The following is a 17636-nucleotide window of genomic DNA, read 5'->3' as shown; positions in this document are numbered from 1 at the left end:
AAGAAATGTATAGTTTTTCACCAAAATTAAAATCAACTTCTATAATACTTCTTGTTGTAGGTTTAGTTCTTTTCGGTATTGGTTTCTTTTTGAACAAAGGAATTTCTACTGAGAAAATAGAACAAATGATGGAAGCTGTTCATGCTTCAGGTCATACTGCTCCTACACACTCAAGTGAAATGGTTGGACCTCAGGATCACGCAGCTCACCTTGAGCATGCTACATTGCAGGTACACAACCAGCCTTTAGCAGCAATACATTTTGTAGCTGTATTTTTCTTTGGAGTAAGCTGCTGCGTATTATTCTTCTATTCTATTCAGCACGCTGCCCACGCAGGATGGCCGATCATCATTACAAGAGTAATGGAAGCTATTGCTTCTTATATCCCTTACGGTGGTGCAATCCTGGTAATCCTTATGATCTTAAACATCACTCATAATGGTCACTTATTCCACTGGATGGACCCTGAATTGACAAACCCGGATTCTCCGCATTTTGATGTGATCTTATTCGAAAAGAAAAAATTCTTAAATATTCCTTTCTACGCAGTAAGAACTTTAATCTACGTGATTGGTGCTTCTTTCTTCGCTTGGAAATTAAAAGCTCAGTCTAAGAAAGTTGATGAAACGAAGTCTAAAGTAGAGTACCAAATGCTTTACAGATGGGCAGTAGGATATATCGCATTCTTCGGATTTGCTTCTGCAGCTTGGGCTTGGGACTGGTTGATGTCTATTGACCCTCACTGGTATTCTACAATGTATATCTGGTATTCAATGGTTAGCTGCCTTTCAAGTGGTATCGCTGTAATCATTCTATTAAGTGTTTATCTTAAGAAAAATGGTTTCTTACCACAGTTCAATGACAACCACTTACACGATTTAGGAGTATTCCTTTTCGCTACAAGTATGCTTTGGACATATACATGGTTTGCTCAGTTCATGTTGTACTGGTATGCCAACGTTCCGGAAGAGGTTAACTACTTCTTCGGTAGATTCCAGCACTACTCTCCTACTTTCTTACCGATGTTGATCATCAACTTCTTATTACCATTATTGGTATTAGTGAGCAGCAGCATCAAGAGAAACTACAAAGTTGTTACTACAATGGCAGTAGTGGTGATCTTAGGACACATCTTAGATTACTTCAACATGGTAATGCCGGGAACGGTAGGACCATACTGGAACACTCCTGAAGTATTCCTGTTAATCCTTGGAGCAATCTTATTCGTAGCCGGATTATTCATGTTTACTGTACTTTCAGCTTTATCTAAACTGAAGTTGATTCCTACAGGAAACCCATTCTTACACGAATCTGAAATTTATGAGTATCCTTTCTAAGGACTTGTAACAAAATAAAATGATAAAAGACTGATTGTTAAAACGATCAGTCTTTTTTTATGCACATCCATCAACAAAACTTACTATGAAAACAAAACTTTGTCTTTACACATTCTTCCTTTTGCTATGTAGTTTTATTCAGGCTCAGACCATCACCTTTGTTTCTGAAAAAAATAACAGCCCTCTTCCAAGAGTTTCTGTATTTGGGAAAGATGGAACTATTCTGGCATACTCAGATATTGAAGGTAAGATTGACAAACAATCATTATCTCCCTCACAGGAAAAGTTTCAGCTTGTCTACAATAATTTTCCGGTGGCTACCTTATCTTATTCCGATTTTGATCAGCCCATTATTAAAATCAATGATCAGGTAAAAGAAATTGAAACAGTAGTTATCAAAAATAATAAACCTGCCAAATACATTTTTATCAAAGGAAATTTTAATGCTTACGTGACCGTAAATAATAAACTGAATAGTTATACCGACGGAATTGTAACCTATATTTTTGACAACAAAACAAAAAAACTAAAAAGTACCAATGTTGAACAATATAGAGTTTTCAGACTGACAGACTCTAAAAACGAGAAAAAAGAAACTTCATCATGGGATTATGGGAACTCTCTGCAAATCCCAAAACTTAAAAATGTAGGAAATCCTGAAGAGTATAAAACCAAAAGAAATATCATCAGAGAATTGAAAGGCGACCGTAAAGATCAGATTGAAGTGACAGGCGGCGCACTTCAGGAAAAAGAATTTTCATTCTTCGGATACAGATTTTATGATATCAGAACCATTTTGAATATGTCGTTTGAGAAAGGATCAGAAAAAACACTTAAAGATTTTCGGGAATATAACGAGCTGATTTTTATTAAACTTAAACATAAAAGTGAACCCGAATACAATCAGATTGCACTTTACACTAATTTCTATCCTGCGGAACTTAGCTTTACTAACGACAATGATATTGAAAAGGTAAAATTCAGTAAAGATAACAGCAGTTATCAAACATCTTACTGGCAGGATCCTTCATTCCCGAATATGCAGACCATCTTTAGTAATTTTTTTAAAGGAGACTTAAAAGAACAACCCAATAAAAAGTAAAAATAAAAGATTATGGCTCCTGTGATAAAGAAATAAAATAAGTCATAAAACATAAAGTGAAAATAAAATCCAGTATTAATAAAGGTTTTATTAAATTTGCAACAAACCAAATAAAAATGAAAAAGTTTTCTTTTCTACTTGTTTTCAGTCTGTTGCTTTTTACAGCATGCAAGAAAGATCATGTAGATGCTACGAATACTAAAACACTGCAGTCAAGTATCAATGATATGACCTCCAGTTTACCAACCATTAAACAGATTAAGTTTAATGAAGCTCTTTACATCCTTAAAACATTTGGAGTAGAAGCTGATGGTGATATCAATGAGCTAAAAGCCCTTGGAAAACTGATCAACGGGAAGAAAGTTCCTGAAATCATGTCCCTGGCAGACGAAGTTGCACAGAAAAATGGAATTGAATGGGCAAGTACTGCCCCACCATCACTGGGAGAAATGAATATCTTCGGGGATGACAAAGCAAAAGAAAGCGATCCTAATGACGTAAAAGCAGGATCATTAAGCCTTGTGACAAGACCTACAGGAGATGACGGAACCGGAGCGCCTACAGCCATCCAGATTGTTCCAAGACTTGTAGATGCAGCCGGAAACCCGGTATCTTTCACAGGAGCCGGCCTTGAAGCCACTCTTGAAGTATTCAGTAACGGGGTAAGACTGGCTACAGCTAAAAACCTGATGCAGGATAATAACTTCAAAGGATTCAACTTAAAGTTCTCATCTATTCCTGCTTCAAAAGTGGTAGATAATAAAATTGACATCACAGTTTCCGTAAAAACTACGGCAAAAACTTTCAAAATGTCAAAAATCGGACTTGATGTGAATGCTGCAGCCTTAAAAGTGCCTGCCATTCCAAAAACTGATTCTACAGCGGTATCAGAACAGCCAAGTGCAGTGGTGGATCCAAACAACCCTACAGCTCCTTCCGGAACAACGACAGATCCGTCAACAGCGGCTCCAACGACACCAGCAGCTCCAAAGCAGCCCACAGCAGATCCTAAGAATACAGTAAGCAAGTTTCTGAACAATGTAAGTTCCCAGAATTTAAAAGCAGCTTACGAAACGGCAAGCAACCCAAGCTGGGGAAGCTATGAGTCTTTCTCCAATCCTACTTCAGGTTTCGGATCGGTGAAGAATGTAAGTGTAAAAAATATTACAACTAACGGTACCTCTGCCAACAGTGCAAGTGTAAACGCCACTTATGATGTGACGGATAAAAGCGGGAAGACAACTTCTTTAAAAGTAACTTTCGGGCTTAAAAATGTAAACGGTGACTGGAAAATTTCCAGCTATAAAATCAATTAATAAATGGCTTCAGCAGAACTGATCAAAAAATTAGAAGAAACAATTGAAAATATCCCGGATTTTCCGATTCCCGGAATACAGTTTAAGGATATTTCACCCATCTTTTTAAATCCAAAACTTTATGAAGACGTTATTGCAGATCTTGTAGCCTTCAGTAAAGGGAAAATCGATGCAGTCTGCGGAATTGAAAGCCGCGGTTACCTTTTTGGAATCGCTATCGCTGTGGCATTGGAAGTTCCATTCATCTTAATCAGAAAAGCGGGAAAACTTCCTCCTCCTGTCATTTCAGAAACATATGACCTGGAATATGGAAGCGCTATTATAGAAACCCGTGAAGGGCAGATAAAACCCGGACAAAGAGTTTTAATTCATGATGATCTTCTGGCAACCGGAGGAACTACTGAAGCTACGGCTAAATTAGTAGAAAAGCAAGGCGCAACAGTTTCACAGTTCAGTTTCCTTATCGGCTTACAAGGCTTGAATGGTGATGAAAAACTGAAGAAATTCGGTGCAGAGATCTACCACATCTTAAGTTATTAAGATTGATCCTAACAAGATAAATGCTTCGACTCCGCTCAGCATGACAATGGCTGATAATTTACTGTGAGATTAAAACAGTTAGTATTAGAAGTGTCATGCCGGGCAAGGTTGAAGCATCTTTTTTTAATAAATTCACCATCCACGATTAACAATTCACAAAATTTCATTAATAATACCAACAAAGTATTTTGTAAATCTCTCAGAAACAATTAAATTTGCATTTCAATTTTTAAAAACTTATGGCAAAATTGGGAAAGAGTGCTCAGAACGAGCAAGAAGGTAAAGAAACGGTTGAGTTCTTTAAAGACCTTGACAGAGAGGCTTTAAACACTGAAAGATTTGTTGAAAAATATTCAAAACCTCTGGGTTTTGTATTCGGAGCATTGATTTTGGGAGTTTTAGGATTCTTTGCTTATAAGCAATTTGTGATTGCTCCAAAGAACACTGAAGCTGTAAAAAGTTTCCTTGCTGCTCAAAAAAACCTTACAGAAGGCAAAGATAAAGATGCTTTAGGTGGAAAATCTGCTGCTAATCCTGGTTTTATAGGTACAGCTAATGAATATTCTTCTACTGAGATTGGTAAACTTTCTGCTTACAATGCTGGTTTATTAAAATTCAAAGAAGGAAAATTCCAGGAAGCATATGATCTTTTGGATAAATTCTCTTCCAAAAACAAAACGCTGATGGCAATGAAGTATGGAGCGATGGCTGATGCAAAATCAGGTCTTAACAAAAACGATGAGGCTCTCTCTTTATTAGATCAGGCTGCTACAGCATCTGATGATCCTTACACAACGTATTATTTTACAAGAAAAGCAGGTATCGTTGCCTTAGGATTAAAGAAAAATGCAGAAGCTAAAAAATACTTCTCTGCAATTGACGAGAAATATCAGGACTACGACAATGGAATGTCTGATTCTTATATCGAAATGACTAAATATTATTAAAAAATGGCAACAGTTAATCTTTCCGATTACAAGCCACTTCATATAACGAATGCCGAAGATTTTTCTATCGGCATTGTTTTTTCTGAGTGGAATGATTTTGTAACCTACAATCTTCGTGATGCAGCTTTGAAAATTCTTGAAAAAGAAGGGGTAAAACCTGAAAACATCAAACTTTTCCCTGTACCAGGAGCTTTTGAATTAAGCTATGCAAGCATGCAGCTTTGCAAAGAGAGAAAATATGACGCAGTAATTTCAATCGGATGTGTAATCCGTGGAGAAACGCCTCACTTCGACTATGTGTGTTCTGCAGTAGCACAGGGAATCAAAGATTGTAATATCATGACGGATACTCCTACAATCTTCTGTGTATTAACAGATGATACCAAAGAACAATCTATCGCAAGAAGCGGCGGTGACCTTGGAAATAAAGGGGTGGAAGCAGCAGTTACAGCGCTAAGAATGATTGATTTCAAAAAGAAATTATCTGATAAAAAAGGGAATATAGGTTTTGGACACTCTTAACTTTTTATTCACTTTAACAATATAATGGGACTATTTTTTAATAGTCCTTTTTTTATTAGTATATAAATAATTCATAAATCTTATTAATAAAAAGGATGTTTTTCTTTTTTTCCGTCAAAAGTTCCCCACAAAAACTATCTTTGTGAAAATTAATAAAGACAGACAATACATGTTTTTAAAGAAAATAAAACCTTTCCTGTATTTAGGAATTTTCTATCTTATTATTTCGTTGATAATAAGGACAGTATTCTTTTTCCATCCCATTACTACCGCTAGTTTCGGATTTTTTGAAGTCGTAAAAGTTTTGTTGATCGGTCTGGTGAATGACATTTTTGTGTTCATATTGGCCAGCTCCATTCTCGCCCTTTACTTCCTCTTTCTTTCCAATTCAAAATATAAAAAGCCTTACGGTTATAGTATTTTGGGAGCATTAGTTCTGTTCTTCCTCTATATCTGGCTTGTTCCCAATAATATTTTCAAGCAGTACGGAGGCTCTATTATGGAGATTGCTCTTGTTTTCGTAGGAATTAAGACTCTTTTCTTCGGATTGATGCTGTTCCTTCCCGCACAGAGAATTAAGATCCGTAATATATTATATTTCATCACATTACTGTTATATGTTCTTCTGATCATTTTCAACGGGGTAAGTGAATATTTCTTCTATAATGAATTTGGAGTTCGTTATAATTTTATTGCAGTAGATTATCTTATCTATACCAATGAGGTGATTGGGAATATCATGGAAAGTTACCCTGTAATTCCATTGTTTTCAGCCATCATGATCGTTACCCTGGCCATCACATGGTTTATTTATAAGAAAACAAAAGATGAACTGCTGGAACTTCCGGACTTTAAACAAAAAATGGTACTTCTGGGCAGTTTTATGGTACTTTGCGCGTTGAGTGCACTGGCCATACCTTCTTTGATGCAAATCAGATCAGACAATGTTTTCGCAGACGAAATTGAAGCCAACGGAATTCCTAAGTTCTACTGGGCGTTTACCCATAATGAACTGGATTATTTCCAGTTTTATTCACAGATTAACCAACAGCAGGCCGAAAAGAATTTTTTAAGCCAGTACCCACAGCATACGTTATCAAGAGCTGTCGTTGCGGAGCAGCCTGAAGTGAAGAAAAACGTAGTATTGATCTCCATTGAAAGTCTTTCTGCAGATTTCATGGAACATTATGGCAATACCCAAAAAATTACTCCTTTCCTGGACAGTCTTGCTGATAAATCACTCATGTTTACCAATCTGTATGCAACCGGAAACAGAACGGTACGCGGACTGGAAGCTTTAACATTGTGTATTCCTCCAACTGCAGGGGAAAGTGTCATCAAGAGAGATGATAATAAAAATAAATTCACAACCGGAAGTGTTTTTAAATCCAAAGGATATGATGTTAAATTTTTATATGGCGGATACAGCTATTTTGATAATATGCAGGACTTCTTCGGAGGAAACGGCTATGGTATCGTAGACAGAAATAACTTTAAACCTGAAGAAATTACTTTTGCCAATGTTTGGGGCGTTGCTGATGAAGATATGGCCAGAAAAGCTATTCAGGTAATGAATGCTGAAGCCAAGTCAGGAAAACCGTTTTTCAATCACTGGATGACGGTTTCCAACCACAGACCTTTTACTTATCCTGACGGAAGAATTGATATTCCGGGAACGGCAAAATCCCGTGAAGGCGGTGTAAAATATACGGATTACTCTCTTAAGCTGTTCTTTGATATGGCTAAGAAACAGGATTGGTATAAAAATACAGTTTTTGTGATCATCGCAGACCACTGTGCATCCAGTGCGGGAAAAACGGAACTTCCGATGGATAAATACAGAATTCCTGCTATGCTATTTTCTGAAGGATTTATTCAGCCACAGAAATTTGATGCGCTGGTGTCGCAGATCGATATAATGCCAACCGTTTTGGGATTATTAAACTTCAGCTATCAGTCTAAATTCCTGGGTCAGGATGTGTTCAAACCGGAATTCCAGCCTAAAGCGTATGTGGCAACCTATCAGGATCTTGGATTTATCAAAGGTGAACGTTTGACCATTATTTCGCCGGTAAAAAAGGTAAAACAATATTCTTTGGAACTGGAAAAAAGCAATTTGAAACCGGAATTTAAACTGTATTACAACGAGAAATTATTAAAAAGTCCAGATCAGAAACTGGTGGATGATGCTGTATCAGCTTATCAGTCTACCTCTTACTGGCTAAAAACAAAACAACTCAACAGATAAATATCTAAATATTTTCGCTGATAATCTGGCGTAAAATATTTAAATTAACCCATAAATTTATTAGTATGAAATGGACAGACGACAGAGGCGGAAACGTTGATGACCGCCGTGGTTCAGGAGGTGGAAGTGGCGGTATGATTGTAGGGGGCGGACTCGGAACTTTAATTATAGCAGCCATCGTATTCTTTTTGGGTGGTGATCCATCCGGTATCTTGAATTCCGGAGGCATGCAGCCTTCAGGAAATTCCGGAGAACAGAGAGAGCTTACTGCCGGTGAAAAACAAATCGGAGAAATGGTCAAAATGATGGACGCATGGAATAGCCAGACCTGGAACCAGATTTTCACAGAAAACGGCATGACCTATACAGATCCGGGAATTGTTCTTTTCGAAAATACAACATCTTCAGCATGTGGTACGGCTCAATCTGCCATGGGACCATTCTATTGCCCGGCCGATCAGAAAGTCTATATGGATATGAGTTTTTTTGGTGAACTTCAGCAAAAATTCGGAGCTAAAGTAACAGAATTTACGGTAGCTTATGTTCTTGCGCATGAAGTAGGACACCATGTTCAGACTCTTTTAGGAACTACGCAGAAAGTGGATGCGCTAAGAAGAAGCGGAAGATATTCCGAAGAACAGATGAACAGAGTATCCGTTGCTACAGAATTACAGGCTGATTTCTATGCCGGAGTATGGGCAAAAAGAACCAATGACAGCAAACATATTCTGGAACCCGGAGATATTGAGTCTGCCATAGATGCTGCCGAAGCGGTTGGCGATGATAATATTCAGAAAAGAGCACAGGGATATGTGAATCAGGAAAGTTTTACCCATGGATCTTCTGCTCAGCGTAAAGAATGGTTTATGAAAGGATACAACACCGGAGACATCAGACAGGGTGATACTTTCAACCAGCTGTTGAAATAGTTTTTATCAAAATTATAATGATACAAAAAGCGGTCTTGACTTAAGACCGCTTTTTTATTTATTGCAATTCGATAGGATTAGAATTTTTCTTAGCCTCTTCTTTCACCCTTTCTTCCATTCTTTTTCTCATATCAGCAGGATTTTGGTTTCCACCGCCGGGGCCTCTTCCACCTCCGCCTATTCTTATTGTATTAGAAAATCCACCTTGTCCGCCGCCACTTTGGCTCATAAACGACATTGGATCAGCTTTAAATTTTTGCTGCTGCTTGATATAATCTGTTCTTTTTACTTTCAAAGTATTTCCAAACTGATTCAACGTTGGAAACTCAGTAATTTTATAGTTTTTCATGAGATCAAAAGAATAATCTCCTTTATCATCTTCCACTTTTACAATCAGTCCCGGAAGTCCTCCGAATTTATAAGGTCCGTCCTGATAAGGAAGATCTGTGGTAAACCACGCTGTCCATTTTCTTCCTCCAAAATCGGTTTCAGCTTTCTGAACTTTATATTCGCCTATTTTTCTCGTTTCTGGCTCTATTTTCCAGTTCAGAGGTCTGTCTTCTTCGTACGAATAGATATCACGCCCAATTCTGTCTTTGAAATAGGTCTTTTGATTGGTTTTATCTTTTTCAATGGAATAGCTGATATTCGTTCTCAATCCTTCCATCTGGTCTCTGTTGATGCTTACTCTTCCGCCTCCGCTCTGAAATGCTTTTTGCATAATAGAATCTCTTTTGATTCTGTTTTCAGAATAAAACACTGATTTTTCCGGAGAAATATCCAGATAAGCATTTTCAGTCTTGATATCTGTTTTATTTTCAGCATCAGGCTTCATCGTCACCTGATATACGAATCTGTTGGTTTGTGCAGAAACATTCTGTATGAAGAGCGCCAATGCGATAATACCTATTTTTTTCATTTATATTTTTATTTATTGAATATTATTAAAAGAAAGATTTATTGTACCTTGTTTTTGACAAATTTTCTCCCTTATTGCTTGATTATATGTCTTCCTTATAGATTTAAAATACGATTCAAGGTTAAAATTATGAATAAAACCTTAACAGAAAACGGATCAGTTTATCTTTTTTTAACATCATTTATCCTTTGATAAAATGCTATTAATATCATAATCATTAAAATAGACATCTTCGATTTGAGATTGCGGAAATTAGTTTGTATTTTTGCATCATTAAATCATTCTAAATAAATACAATGATAAAAGTATCAGACCATGCAAAGGAGAAAGCCATCCAGTTAATGACGGAAGATGGTTTTAACCCTGCTGAAGATTATATAAGAGTAGGGGTAAAAAGCGGCGGATGCTCTGGTTTAGAGTATGTTTTAAAGTTTGACAACGAAAAAACAGACACAGATCAGATTTTTGAAGATAATAACATTAAAATTATTATAGATAAAAAATCCATCCTTTATTTAGCAGGAACAACTCTTGAGTATTCAGGAGGATTGAACGGAAAAGGGTTTGTTTTTAACAACCCGAATGCATCCAGAACATGTGGATGCGGGGAATCATTTAGTCTTTAGAGAAAAGACATTAGATCCTAGATTTCAGACCTCAGAGCTATTCTGACTTCTGAAATCTAATCTGAAACCTAAAAAAAAACAATGAGTAAATATACAGAAGACGATTTAAGAGTCGATCTAGAAAATAAAAAATATGAATTCGGTTGGGAGACGAAGATTGATTATGAAGACTTCCCGACTGGTTTAAACGAGGATATCATCCGTGCGATCTCTGCTAAAAAAGAAGAGCCGGAATGGATGACTGAATGGCGATTGGAATCTTTCAAAATCTGGCAGAAAATGGTAGAGCCTGAGTGGGCTAATATCAAATATGAAAAACCAGATTTTCAGGCAATCCGTTACTATGCTGCTCCAAAAGTAAAGCCTGAACTGGCAAGCCTTGACGAAGTAGATCCTGAACTATTGAAAACATTCGAAAAGCTAGGGATTAATATCGAAGAGCAAAAAAGACTTTCAGGAGTTGCTGTAGATATCGTAATGGACTCAGTTTCTGTGAAAACCACTTTCCAGGATACACTGGCAGAAAAAGGAATTATTTTCTGCTCGATCTCTGAGGCTATTAAAAACCACCCTGATCTGGTAAGAAAATATCTTGGAAAAGTAGTTCCGAGAGGAGATAACTTCTATGCAGCATTGAATTCCGCAGTATTTTCTGACGGAAGTTTCTGTTATATTCCTAAAGGAGTAAAATGCCCGATGGAGCTTTCTACTTATTTCCGTATCAATCAGGCAGGAACAGGACAGTTTGAAAGAACGCTTCTTGTAGCTGATGAAGGAAGTTATGTTTCTTATCTTGAAGGATGTACAGCACCGTCAAGAGATGAAAACCAGCTTCACGCAGCAGTTGTAGAGCTTATCGCTTTAGACAATGCTGAAATTAAATATTCAACCGTACAGAACTGGTATCCTGGTAATGAAGAAGGTAAAGGAGGTGTATTCAACTTTGTAACGAAGAGAGGACTTTGCGAAAGAAATGCAAAAATCTCTTGGACACAGGTTGAAACAGGTTCAGCTGTAACATGGAAATATCCTTCTTGTATCTTAAAAGGAGACAATTCTATCGGAGAGTTCTACTCTATTGCGGTAACCAACAATCACCAATATGCAGATACAGGTACAAAAATGATCCACATTGGTAAAAACACCAAATCTACGATCATTTCTAAAGGTATTTCTGCCGGGAAATCACAAAACTCATACAGAGGACAGGTGAAAGTAATGCCTTCTGCAAAAGGAGCAAGAAACTTCTCACAGTGTGACTCTTTATTGATGGGTAATGAATGTGGAGCTCATACGTTCCCTTATATTGAAATTAAAGATCCTACGGCACAGTTAGAGCACGAGGCTACGACTTCAAAAATCGGGGAAGACCAGATTTTCTACTGTAACCAGAGAGGTATTGACACAGAAAGAGCTATTGCTCTGATTGTAAATGGTTTCAGTAAAGAAGTTTTAAATAAGCTTCCAATGGAATTTGCTATTGAAGCACAGAAACTACTTGAAATTTCACTAGAAGGTTCGGTAGGATAAACTTTTAAAAGGATTTTCAGATAAAAACCAACTGATTTAAAGGCAAGGTTTTCAGAGTTTTTATCAGATGATCAACCGTTATCAACGGGAAATAAATTATAATCTTCACAGGAGATTATCAGTAAAATAAAATATAAAAAGCTTCTATCTGTCCGCTGATGAAATACTTCAGTTAAAGACAAATGTGAATATACAATGAGAAGCTCACACAATTATAAAGCAAAAGTTAGCAAGAATGTTACAAATTAAAGACCTTCACGCCAAAATTGAAGATGGCGCAGAAATATTAAAAGGTATTAATCTTGAAATTAAGCCGGGCGAAGTTCACGCTATTATGGGACCAAACGGAGCTGGTAAGTCTACCCTTTCTTCTGTAATCGCAGGAAAAGAAGATTACGAAGTGACTGGTGGAGAGATCCTTTTTGACGGACAGGACATCAGTGAAGATGCTCCTGAAGATAGAGCTCACAAAGGAATTTTCCTTTCTTTCCAGTATCCTGTAGAAATTCCGGGAGTTTCTGTAACGAACTTTATCAAAGCCGCTTTAAACGAAACAAGAAAAGCAAACGGACTGGAAGAGATGCCGGCAAAAGAAATGCTTGCACTAATCCGTGAGAAATCTGAAAAACTGGGGATCAAAAAAGATTTTCTTTCAAGATCATTGAACGAGGGATTCTCCGGAGGTGAAAAGAAAAGAAACGAGATCTTCCAGATGATGATGCTTAATCCGAAATTGGCTATTCTTGATGAAACCGATTCAGGACTTGACATCGATGCTTTAAGAATCGTTGCAGATGGAGTAAACTACTTTAAAAATGAAGGAAATGCAGTTCTTCTGATTACCCACTATCAAAGATTGCTTAATTATATTCAGCCTGACTTCGTTCATGTGTTAGCAGATGGGAAAATCATCAAAACCGGTGATAAATCTTTAGCATTGGAGCTTGAAGAAAAAGGTTACGACTGGCTTTTAAATTAATTTGAAATTTACTATTTGAGATTTGAATTTATTGCAACATTCATGAAGTGCAGCAAATATGAATCTCTAAAGTAAAAATTGGATTCCTATTCCTCGGAATAACAATATTTTAGTTCAAAAAAAAGAAAAAATGGTGCAAACCACAGATATACCAGTAATGGCATTAAAAGAACAAATTATAGAGAACCATAGTGAATTTTTGGAGAGTCTTCGTCACAGATTTCTGGATGAGGAAAGAAAAACAGCGCTTCAGAAATTTGCAAACCTTGGTTTTCCTACTAAAAAAGACGAAGAATATAAATATACCAATCTAAAGGAGATCACGGAAAAAAGCTACAACTTCTTCCCGAAAGAGCACCACAATATCACTAAAGAGCAGTTTGATGAACTGCATCTTGGTGAAGAGAATTTTGATTGGATAGTTTTTGTAAACGGTAAACTTCACAAAGAACTTTCTAAAGTTTCTATTGAAAATGTGGAGTTCCTTTCATTCAATTATGCATTGAATGATGAGAAACATAAGGAGGTTTTTGAAAAATATTTCAATACCATTGCTTCTAAAGAACAGGCTTTTACCAACCTGAACCTTGCTTACTGCAAATATGGCTTCTTCCTTAAAGTTCCTAAAAATGTAGTGATTGAAAAGCCAATCCACGTTTTTTATATTTCTCAGAATCAGGAAGAAAACACATTCTACAATACCAGAAACCTTTTGATCGTAGAAGAAGGAGCAAAAGTAGAAGTGATTGAAAGCCACCATAATTTTGACAGCACTTATGTATTGACCAACTCTGTTACAGAGATCTTTACATACCCGAATGCGAAAGCTGACTGGCACAAACTTCAGAACGATAACAACACAACCTATCTTATCGATAATACTTTCGCAAAACAGGAGAAGGACAGCTTAACTACGGTAAACACATTCTCTTTCGGAGGTAAACTGGTAAGAAACAACCTTGATTTTATTCATAACGGATCCAATATCAATTCATTTATGAACGGAATCACCATCATTGGAAAAGATCAGCTGGTAGATCACCATACAGCGGTTCACCATAACTTCCCGAACTGTGAAAGTTATCAGAACTACAAAGGAATTTTTGATGGTAACGCCCACGGAGTGTTCAACGGAAAAGTTTTTGTGGACAAAATTGCTCAGAAGACAAATGCTTATCAGCAAAACAACAATGTATTGCTAAGCGAAGGGGCAAGTATTGATACAAAACCTCAGTTAGAAATTTTTGCAGACGATGTAAAATGTTCTCACGGATGTACAGTAGGACAATTGAATGAAGATGCTTTATTCTATCTGAGAGCCAGAGGAATTTCGAAAAAAGAAGCTCAGGCATTACTTTTATATGCTTTCGCTAATGATGCAATGCAAAACATTGATATAGAACCTCTAAAAGAGAAAATTTCAAAGCTCCTGGCTGAGAAATTAGAAGTTGATATAGAATTTTAAAACTTATATATATTGATAAAAAAGCACTTCAAATGAAGTGCTTTTTTATTGTATTTACGGATTGTGTGTCTCTTATTTTTTCAACCAGCTTTGGTTATCTTTATTTTCTGAACGTTTCTTACCGTTATCAAAATTATAAGCCAACCCTACGCCCAATGTCTGCTTCAGCTGGGTCTTCCATATCTGATTATGGTCATACAAAAGGTCAAGGGTAACGTTGGTAGAAATATATTTATTGATTTTCATGCTCAAAACTCCGCTATATCCAAGGACAAGCCTGTCCGGATGATCAAGATAGTTTGAGAATACAGAAGCCGTATTCAGTAGGGTTATATTCTCCATAATCTTCAGTTTGTACATTGCCGTTCCCAGGAAACCGAATTGGAAAAGAGAAGAATCTCCATCGTTTTTAAGGCCGTAAGTTCCTGCTTTCTGAAGATCTTCGTCTAAAACAAAAGTCCATCTGGCATTCGCAGGTCGTAAAGTAACTGTAAGATTATCATTGGGACGGTATGTAACCCCTGCTCCTACACTCAGATATCCGGGAGCCATAAAATTGGAAATCTTTTTTGCATCAGGATTATTTCCATCTTCATAACCCGGAGCAAACTGAGTCTGAAGCCCCGCCCCTGCAGATAAATACCAATGTTTGGCAAATTCTCTACCATAGTTTGTAGAAAGATTAATCACATCCTGCGTTTTTCTAACTCCTGTTCCCTGTGTGTTATTTTGTCCGTACCCCAGAATAATAATATTTTCCCAAAGATCTTTCCCTTTTTCATAGGTCAGGTTGTAATTAACGCCAGCAAGCCAACCTACGTTGTTGGCTCCTCCACCTACCCAGTTTGAAAAGGCAGCCTGATTAAGCATTAATGTATTTTGTCCCTGAATAGACCATGCTTTAGCTGTGTCTGATACCGGAGCTTCTGTCTTAGCCTCCTGAGCGAGTGCTGCAGCCCCAAAAGAGATAGAACTGATCAATAAAAGTTTTTTCATAATGTTGATTTATTACAAATGTATAAATAATAATTTATGCCGACATAAAATTCACTTTAAAATGAATTTAACATAATTTAAAAATACACTTTAATCAATTGAAAACAAACCACTTGAAAAACAAAATCGTGACCCACAAACTTAAGTCAACTTAAAATTAAAACATTAAAAAAACAAAAAAAACACCTCATTTCTGAAGTGTTTTAATTAAAATATAAGTATTCAAACTATTTTTTGATCCACCACTGGCTGTCTTTGCGATCAGAACGTTTTACACCATTTGCCAGCGTATAGGCAAACCCGATTCCAAGAGTTTGTTTTAGCTGTGTTTTCTCTATCTGATTATGATCGTATAGCAAATCTACGGTCACATTGGAGGATATGTATTTATTTACTTTCAGGTTCAGCAAAGCTCCATAGGCAAGAACTAATCTGTCCGGGTGATCAAGGTAATTCGAGAAGACAGAAGCCGTATTGGTTAAATAAATATCTTCCATAATTTTCAATTTATACATTGCTGTACCCAGAAAACCGAATTGTAATAAAGAAGTATCTCCATCATTTTTTAAACCATAGCTCCCTGCTGTCTGAAGGTCTTTATCCAGTACAAATGTCCATCTGGCGTTGGTAGGACGTAATGTTACCGTGAGATCATCATTGGGTCTGTATGTGATCCCCATCCCGACGTTCAGGTAGCCTGGCGCCATAAAATTGGATATCTTTTTTGCATCAGGATTATTTCCGTCTTCATATCCTGCAGCAAACTGTGATTGAAATCCTGCGCCCATAGAGAAATACCAGCTTTTCGAGAATTTTCGCCCATAATTGGTAGAAACATTGATAACGTCTTGTGTTTTTCTGATTCCCTGCCCTTTTGTATCATTCTGCCCATATCCAAGAATAATGATATTTTCCCAAAGGTCTTTATCTTTTTCATACGTCAGATTATAATTCATTCCGGCAAGCCATCCCACGTTATTGGCCCCACCTCCTACCCAGTTTGAAAAGGCAGCCTGATTAATCATTAATGTGTTTTTTCCTAAAACCGACCAGTATTTTATGGTGTCTACCACTGCGGAATCTTTTTTCAATTCTTCTTGTGCACTTGCATATATTCCTATAAAACAGGAAAGAATCAATAAAAACTTCTTCATTACTCTAAATAATTTTCAATGCAAAAATATTAATATAATTTTTTTTAAAGCTAAATTCAGCTTTAAAAGAACCCATTTCTATAAAGTTTAATGATCTCATAACAAGATATTTCTATAAAATCAATGCCAAATAATGAGTTCAAAAGTTAAATTTAATACCTTTTGTCTTAAAATCAGGCCGGTAGAAACTTATTCATCGACAAATTTTCCGAAATTTATCATTGGCTTTTGATTTGACGTAAAATCCACATGTTCAAAAATGTAATTTCCAAAAGAGCGGTTATCTATCCATTGCTGATGCTTTCAGCAATGTGGTTCGGGTACTTTTTACAAATGCAGGGCTTCTTTCAAAGCTGTTTTGGAGCCATTATACCCCTCTTACCCGAGGGATTGCTTGGCATTATTACCTCTCCCCTTTTACATGGAAATATCGATCATATTATAGGAAACTCTATTCCGATAGCAGCACTTATGTTTTTGCTGTATCAGTTTTATCCGGTAGTGGCCAACAAAGTCTTTATCATCGGCTGGCTGGCAACAGGACTATTGGTGTGGCTTCTTCCTCCTATTGATATTCTTACCGGTGAATATATGTACACCTGCACCATCGGGGCCAGTGGTGTGGTATATGTGCTTGCCTTTTTCCTTTTTTTCAGCGGTGTTTTTAAATGGAATACAAAACTTCTTACGATTTCAATGCTTGTTGTGCTTTATTATGGCAGTCTGGTATGGGGAATGCTTCCGGAGGAACTGTTCTACAACATGCAGGAACCGAGTAAAATTTCATGGCAGGCCCACCTTTCCGGAGCTGTGGTAGGCAGTATCATTGCATTTGCTTTTAAAAATGTGGGAGAGAAGAAGAAAAAATTTATCTGGGAGTTTCCGAATTATTACAGCGAAAAGGATGATAAATTATGGCAGGAATACAGGGAAAACCATCCTGAAGATTTTATGGAGCTTCCCTACAAGAAAAAAGATGACATCTGGGATCATTTGGATGAATTAAGAAAAAGATAAAACTTATTT

Annotated in this window: 16 protein-coding genes; 13 read left to right on the top strand and 3 right to left on the bottom strand. The window is 36.8% G+C overall.

The window, feature by feature from the left end; genetic code table 11:
* Window positions 1–5 precede the first annotated feature (5 nt).
* From V0410_RS16215 to ypfJ, 8 genes are all read left to right on the top strand, one after another.
* Window positions 6–1337: a hypothetical protein gene (locus tag V0410_RS16215; protein ID WP_034691800.1), complete on the top strand. Its 1332-nt coding sequence runs from the start codon at window positions 6–8 to the stop codon at window positions 1335–1337.
* Window positions 1338–1422: 85 nt separating this feature from the next.
* Window positions 1423–2439, top strand: a complete 1017-nt coding sequence (locus V0410_RS16210) for a hypothetical protein (RefSeq protein ID WP_330744876.1) — start codon at window positions 1423–1425, stop codon at window positions 2437–2439.
* Window positions 2440–2555: 116 nt separating this feature from the next.
* Window positions 2556–3755, top strand: a complete 1200-nt coding sequence (locus V0410_RS16205; protein WP_330744875.1) for a hypothetical protein — start codon at window positions 2556–2558, stop codon at window positions 3753–3755.
* Between the two features lie 3 nt (window positions 3756–3758).
* Window positions 3759–4295, top strand: coding sequence for an adenine phosphoribosyltransferase (locus V0410_RS16200; protein ID WP_330744874.1), 537 nt, complete (start codon window positions 3759–3761; stop codon window positions 4293–4295).
* 239 nt (window positions 4296–4534) lie between these two features.
* Window positions 4535–5242, top strand: a complete 708-nt coding sequence (locus V0410_RS16195; RefSeq protein WP_062673110.1) for a hypothetical protein — start codon at window positions 4535–4537, stop codon at window positions 5240–5242.
* A 3-nt stretch (window positions 5243–5245) separates the two neighbouring features.
* Window positions 5246–5764, top strand: a complete 519-nt coding sequence (ribH, locus tag V0410_RS16190) for a 6,7-dimethyl-8-ribityllumazine synthase (RefSeq protein ID WP_313002423.1) — start codon at window positions 5246–5248, stop codon at window positions 5762–5764.
* A gap of 169 nt (window positions 5765–5933) precedes the next feature.
* Entirely contained in the window at window positions 5934–8012 is a 2079-nt protein-coding gene (locus V0410_RS16185) for an LTA synthase family protein (protein ID WP_330747712.1), read from the top strand.
* Window positions 8013–8077: 65 nt separating this feature from the next.
* On the top strand, window positions 8078–8941 hold the full coding sequence (gene ypfJ / locus V0410_RS16180; RefSeq protein WP_330744873.1) for a KPN_02809 family neutral zinc metallopeptidase: 864 nt from the start codon (window positions 8078–8080) through the stop codon (window positions 8939–8941).
* 58 nt (window positions 8942–8999) lie between these two features.
* Here the strand turns inward: ypfJ and V0410_RS16175 are convergent, their stop codons facing one another.
* A complete protein-coding gene (locus V0410_RS16175; RefSeq protein ID WP_330744872.1) occupies window positions 9000–9860 on the bottom strand; it encodes a GLPGLI family protein in 861 nt (286 codons plus the stop codon).
* A gap of 296 nt (window positions 9861–10156) precedes the next feature.
* On the opposite strand from V0410_RS16175, the gene V0410_RS16170 reads away from it, so the two are divergent.
* The 4 genes from V0410_RS16170 (at window position 10157) to sufD (ending at window position 14460) form a co-directional block, all read left to right on the top strand.
* The gene (locus V0410_RS16170) at window positions 10157–10486 is read left to right on the top strand and encodes a HesB/IscA family protein (RefSeq protein WP_062673099.1); all 330 of its coding nucleotides are present in this window, start codon (window positions 10157–10159) and stop codon (window positions 10484–10486) included.
* Between the two features lie 81 nt (window positions 10487–10567).
* Complete coding sequence (gene sufB / locus V0410_RS16165) at window positions 10568–12016, top strand: Fe-S cluster assembly protein SufB (protein WP_062673097.1); 1449 nt, start codon at window positions 10568–10570, stop codon at window positions 12014–12016.
* Between the two features lie 235 nt (window positions 12017–12251).
* Window positions 12252–12995: a Fe-S cluster assembly ATPase SufC gene (gene sufC, locus V0410_RS16160; protein WP_110009100.1), complete on the top strand. Its 744-nt coding sequence runs from the start codon at window positions 12252–12254 to the stop codon at window positions 12993–12995.
* A gap of 157 nt (window positions 12996–13152) precedes the next feature.
* Window positions 13153–14460, top strand: a complete 1308-nt coding sequence (gene sufD, locus V0410_RS16155) for a Fe-S cluster assembly protein SufD (RefSeq protein ID WP_137904484.1) — start codon at window positions 13153–13155, stop codon at window positions 14458–14460.
* Between the two features lie 72 nt (window positions 14461–14532).
* On the opposite strand, the gene V0410_RS16150 is transcribed toward sufD, so the two are convergent.
* Both V0410_RS16150 and V0410_RS16145 read right to left on the bottom strand, forming a co-directional pair.
* On the bottom strand, window positions 14533–15456 hold the full coding sequence (locus V0410_RS16150; RefSeq protein ID WP_202841914.1) for a DUF3078 domain-containing protein: 924 nt from the start codon (window positions 15454–15456) through the stop codon (window positions 14533–14535).
* Between the two features lie 227 nt (window positions 15457–15683).
* Window positions 15684–16610: a DUF3078 domain-containing protein gene (locus V0410_RS16145; protein ID WP_330744871.1), complete on the bottom strand. Its 927-nt coding sequence runs from the start codon at window positions 16608–16610 to the stop codon at window positions 15684–15686.
* Between the two features lie 249 nt (window positions 16611–16859).
* Between V0410_RS16145 and V0410_RS16140 the strand changes: the two genes are divergently transcribed.
* Entirely contained in the window at window positions 16860–17627 is a 768-nt protein-coding gene (locus V0410_RS16140; RefSeq protein ID WP_227941208.1) for a rhomboid family intramembrane serine protease, read from the top strand.
* Window positions 17628–17636: the final 9 nt, after the last annotated feature.

It is taken from the genome of Chryseobacterium sp. CP-77, from assembly GCF_036362765.1.
In the GTDB taxonomy this organism is placed as follows: domain Bacteria; phylum Bacteroidota; class Bacteroidia; order Flavobacteriales; family Weeksellaceae; genus Chryseobacterium; species Chryseobacterium cupriresistens.
The sequence above is the reverse complement of the archived record's forward strand: the minus strand, read 5'-3'. Positions and strand labels throughout refer to the sequence as shown.

What these genes read in the sequence shown, in the direction of transcription:
- V0410_RS16215 (WP_034691800.1), top strand. Translation starts at nt 6, where the DNA reads ATGTATAGTTTTTCACCAAAATTAAAATCAACTTCTATAATACTTCTT.
- V0410_RS16210 (WP_330744876.1), top strand. Translation starts at nt 1,423, where the DNA reads ATGAAAACAAAACTTTGTCTTTACACATTCTTCCTTTTGCTATGTAGT.
- V0410_RS16205 (WP_330744875.1), top strand. Translation starts at nt 2,556, where the DNA reads ATGAAAAAGTTTTCTTTTCTACTTGTTTTCAGTCTGTTGCTTTTTACA.
- V0410_RS16200 (WP_330744874.1), top strand. Translation starts at nt 3,759, where the DNA reads ATGGCTTCAGCAGAACTGATCAAAAAATTAGAAGAAACAATTGAAAAT.
- V0410_RS16195 (WP_062673110.1), top strand. Translation starts at nt 4,535, where the DNA reads ATGGCAAAATTGGGAAAGAGTGCTCAGAACGAGCAAGAAGGTAAAGAA.
- ribH (WP_313002423.1), top strand. Translation starts at nt 5,246, where the DNA reads ATGGCAACAGTTAATCTTTCCGATTACAAGCCACTTCATATAACGAAT.
- V0410_RS16185 (WP_330747712.1), top strand. Translation starts at nt 5,934, where the DNA reads ATGTTTTTAAAGAAAATAAAACCTTTCCTGTATTTAGGAATTTTCTAT.
- ypfJ (WP_330744873.1), top strand. Translation starts at nt 8,078, where the DNA reads ATGAAATGGACAGACGACAGAGGCGGAAACGTTGATGACCGCCGTGGT.
- V0410_RS16175 (WP_330744872.1), bottom strand. Translation starts at nt 9,860, where the DNA reads ATGAAAAAAATAGGTATTATCGCATTGGCGCTCTTCATACAGAATGTT.
- V0410_RS16170 (WP_062673099.1), top strand. Translation starts at nt 10,157, where the DNA reads ATGATAAAAGTATCAGACCATGCAAAGGAGAAAGCCATCCAGTTAATG.
- sufB (WP_062673097.1), top strand. Translation starts at nt 10,568, where the DNA reads ATGAGTAAATATACAGAAGACGATTTAAGAGTCGATCTAGAAAATAAA.
- sufC (WP_110009100.1), top strand. Translation starts at nt 12,252, where the DNA reads ATGTTACAAATTAAAGACCTTCACGCCAAAATTGAAGATGGCGCAGAA.
- sufD (WP_137904484.1), top strand. Translation starts at nt 13,153, where the DNA reads ATGGCATTAAAAGAACAAATTATAGAGAACCATAGTGAATTTTTGGAG.
- V0410_RS16150 (WP_202841914.1), bottom strand. Translation starts at nt 15,456, where the DNA reads ATGAAAAAACTTTTATTGATCAGTTCTATCTCTTTTGGGGCTGCAGCA.
- V0410_RS16145 (WP_330744871.1), bottom strand. Translation starts at nt 16,610, where the DNA reads ATGAAGAAGTTTTTATTGATTCTTTCCTGTTTTATAGGAATATATGCA.
- V0410_RS16140 (WP_227941208.1), top strand. Translation starts at nt 16,860, where the DNA reads ATGTTCAAAAATGTAATTTCCAAAAGAGCGGTTATCTATCCATTGCTG.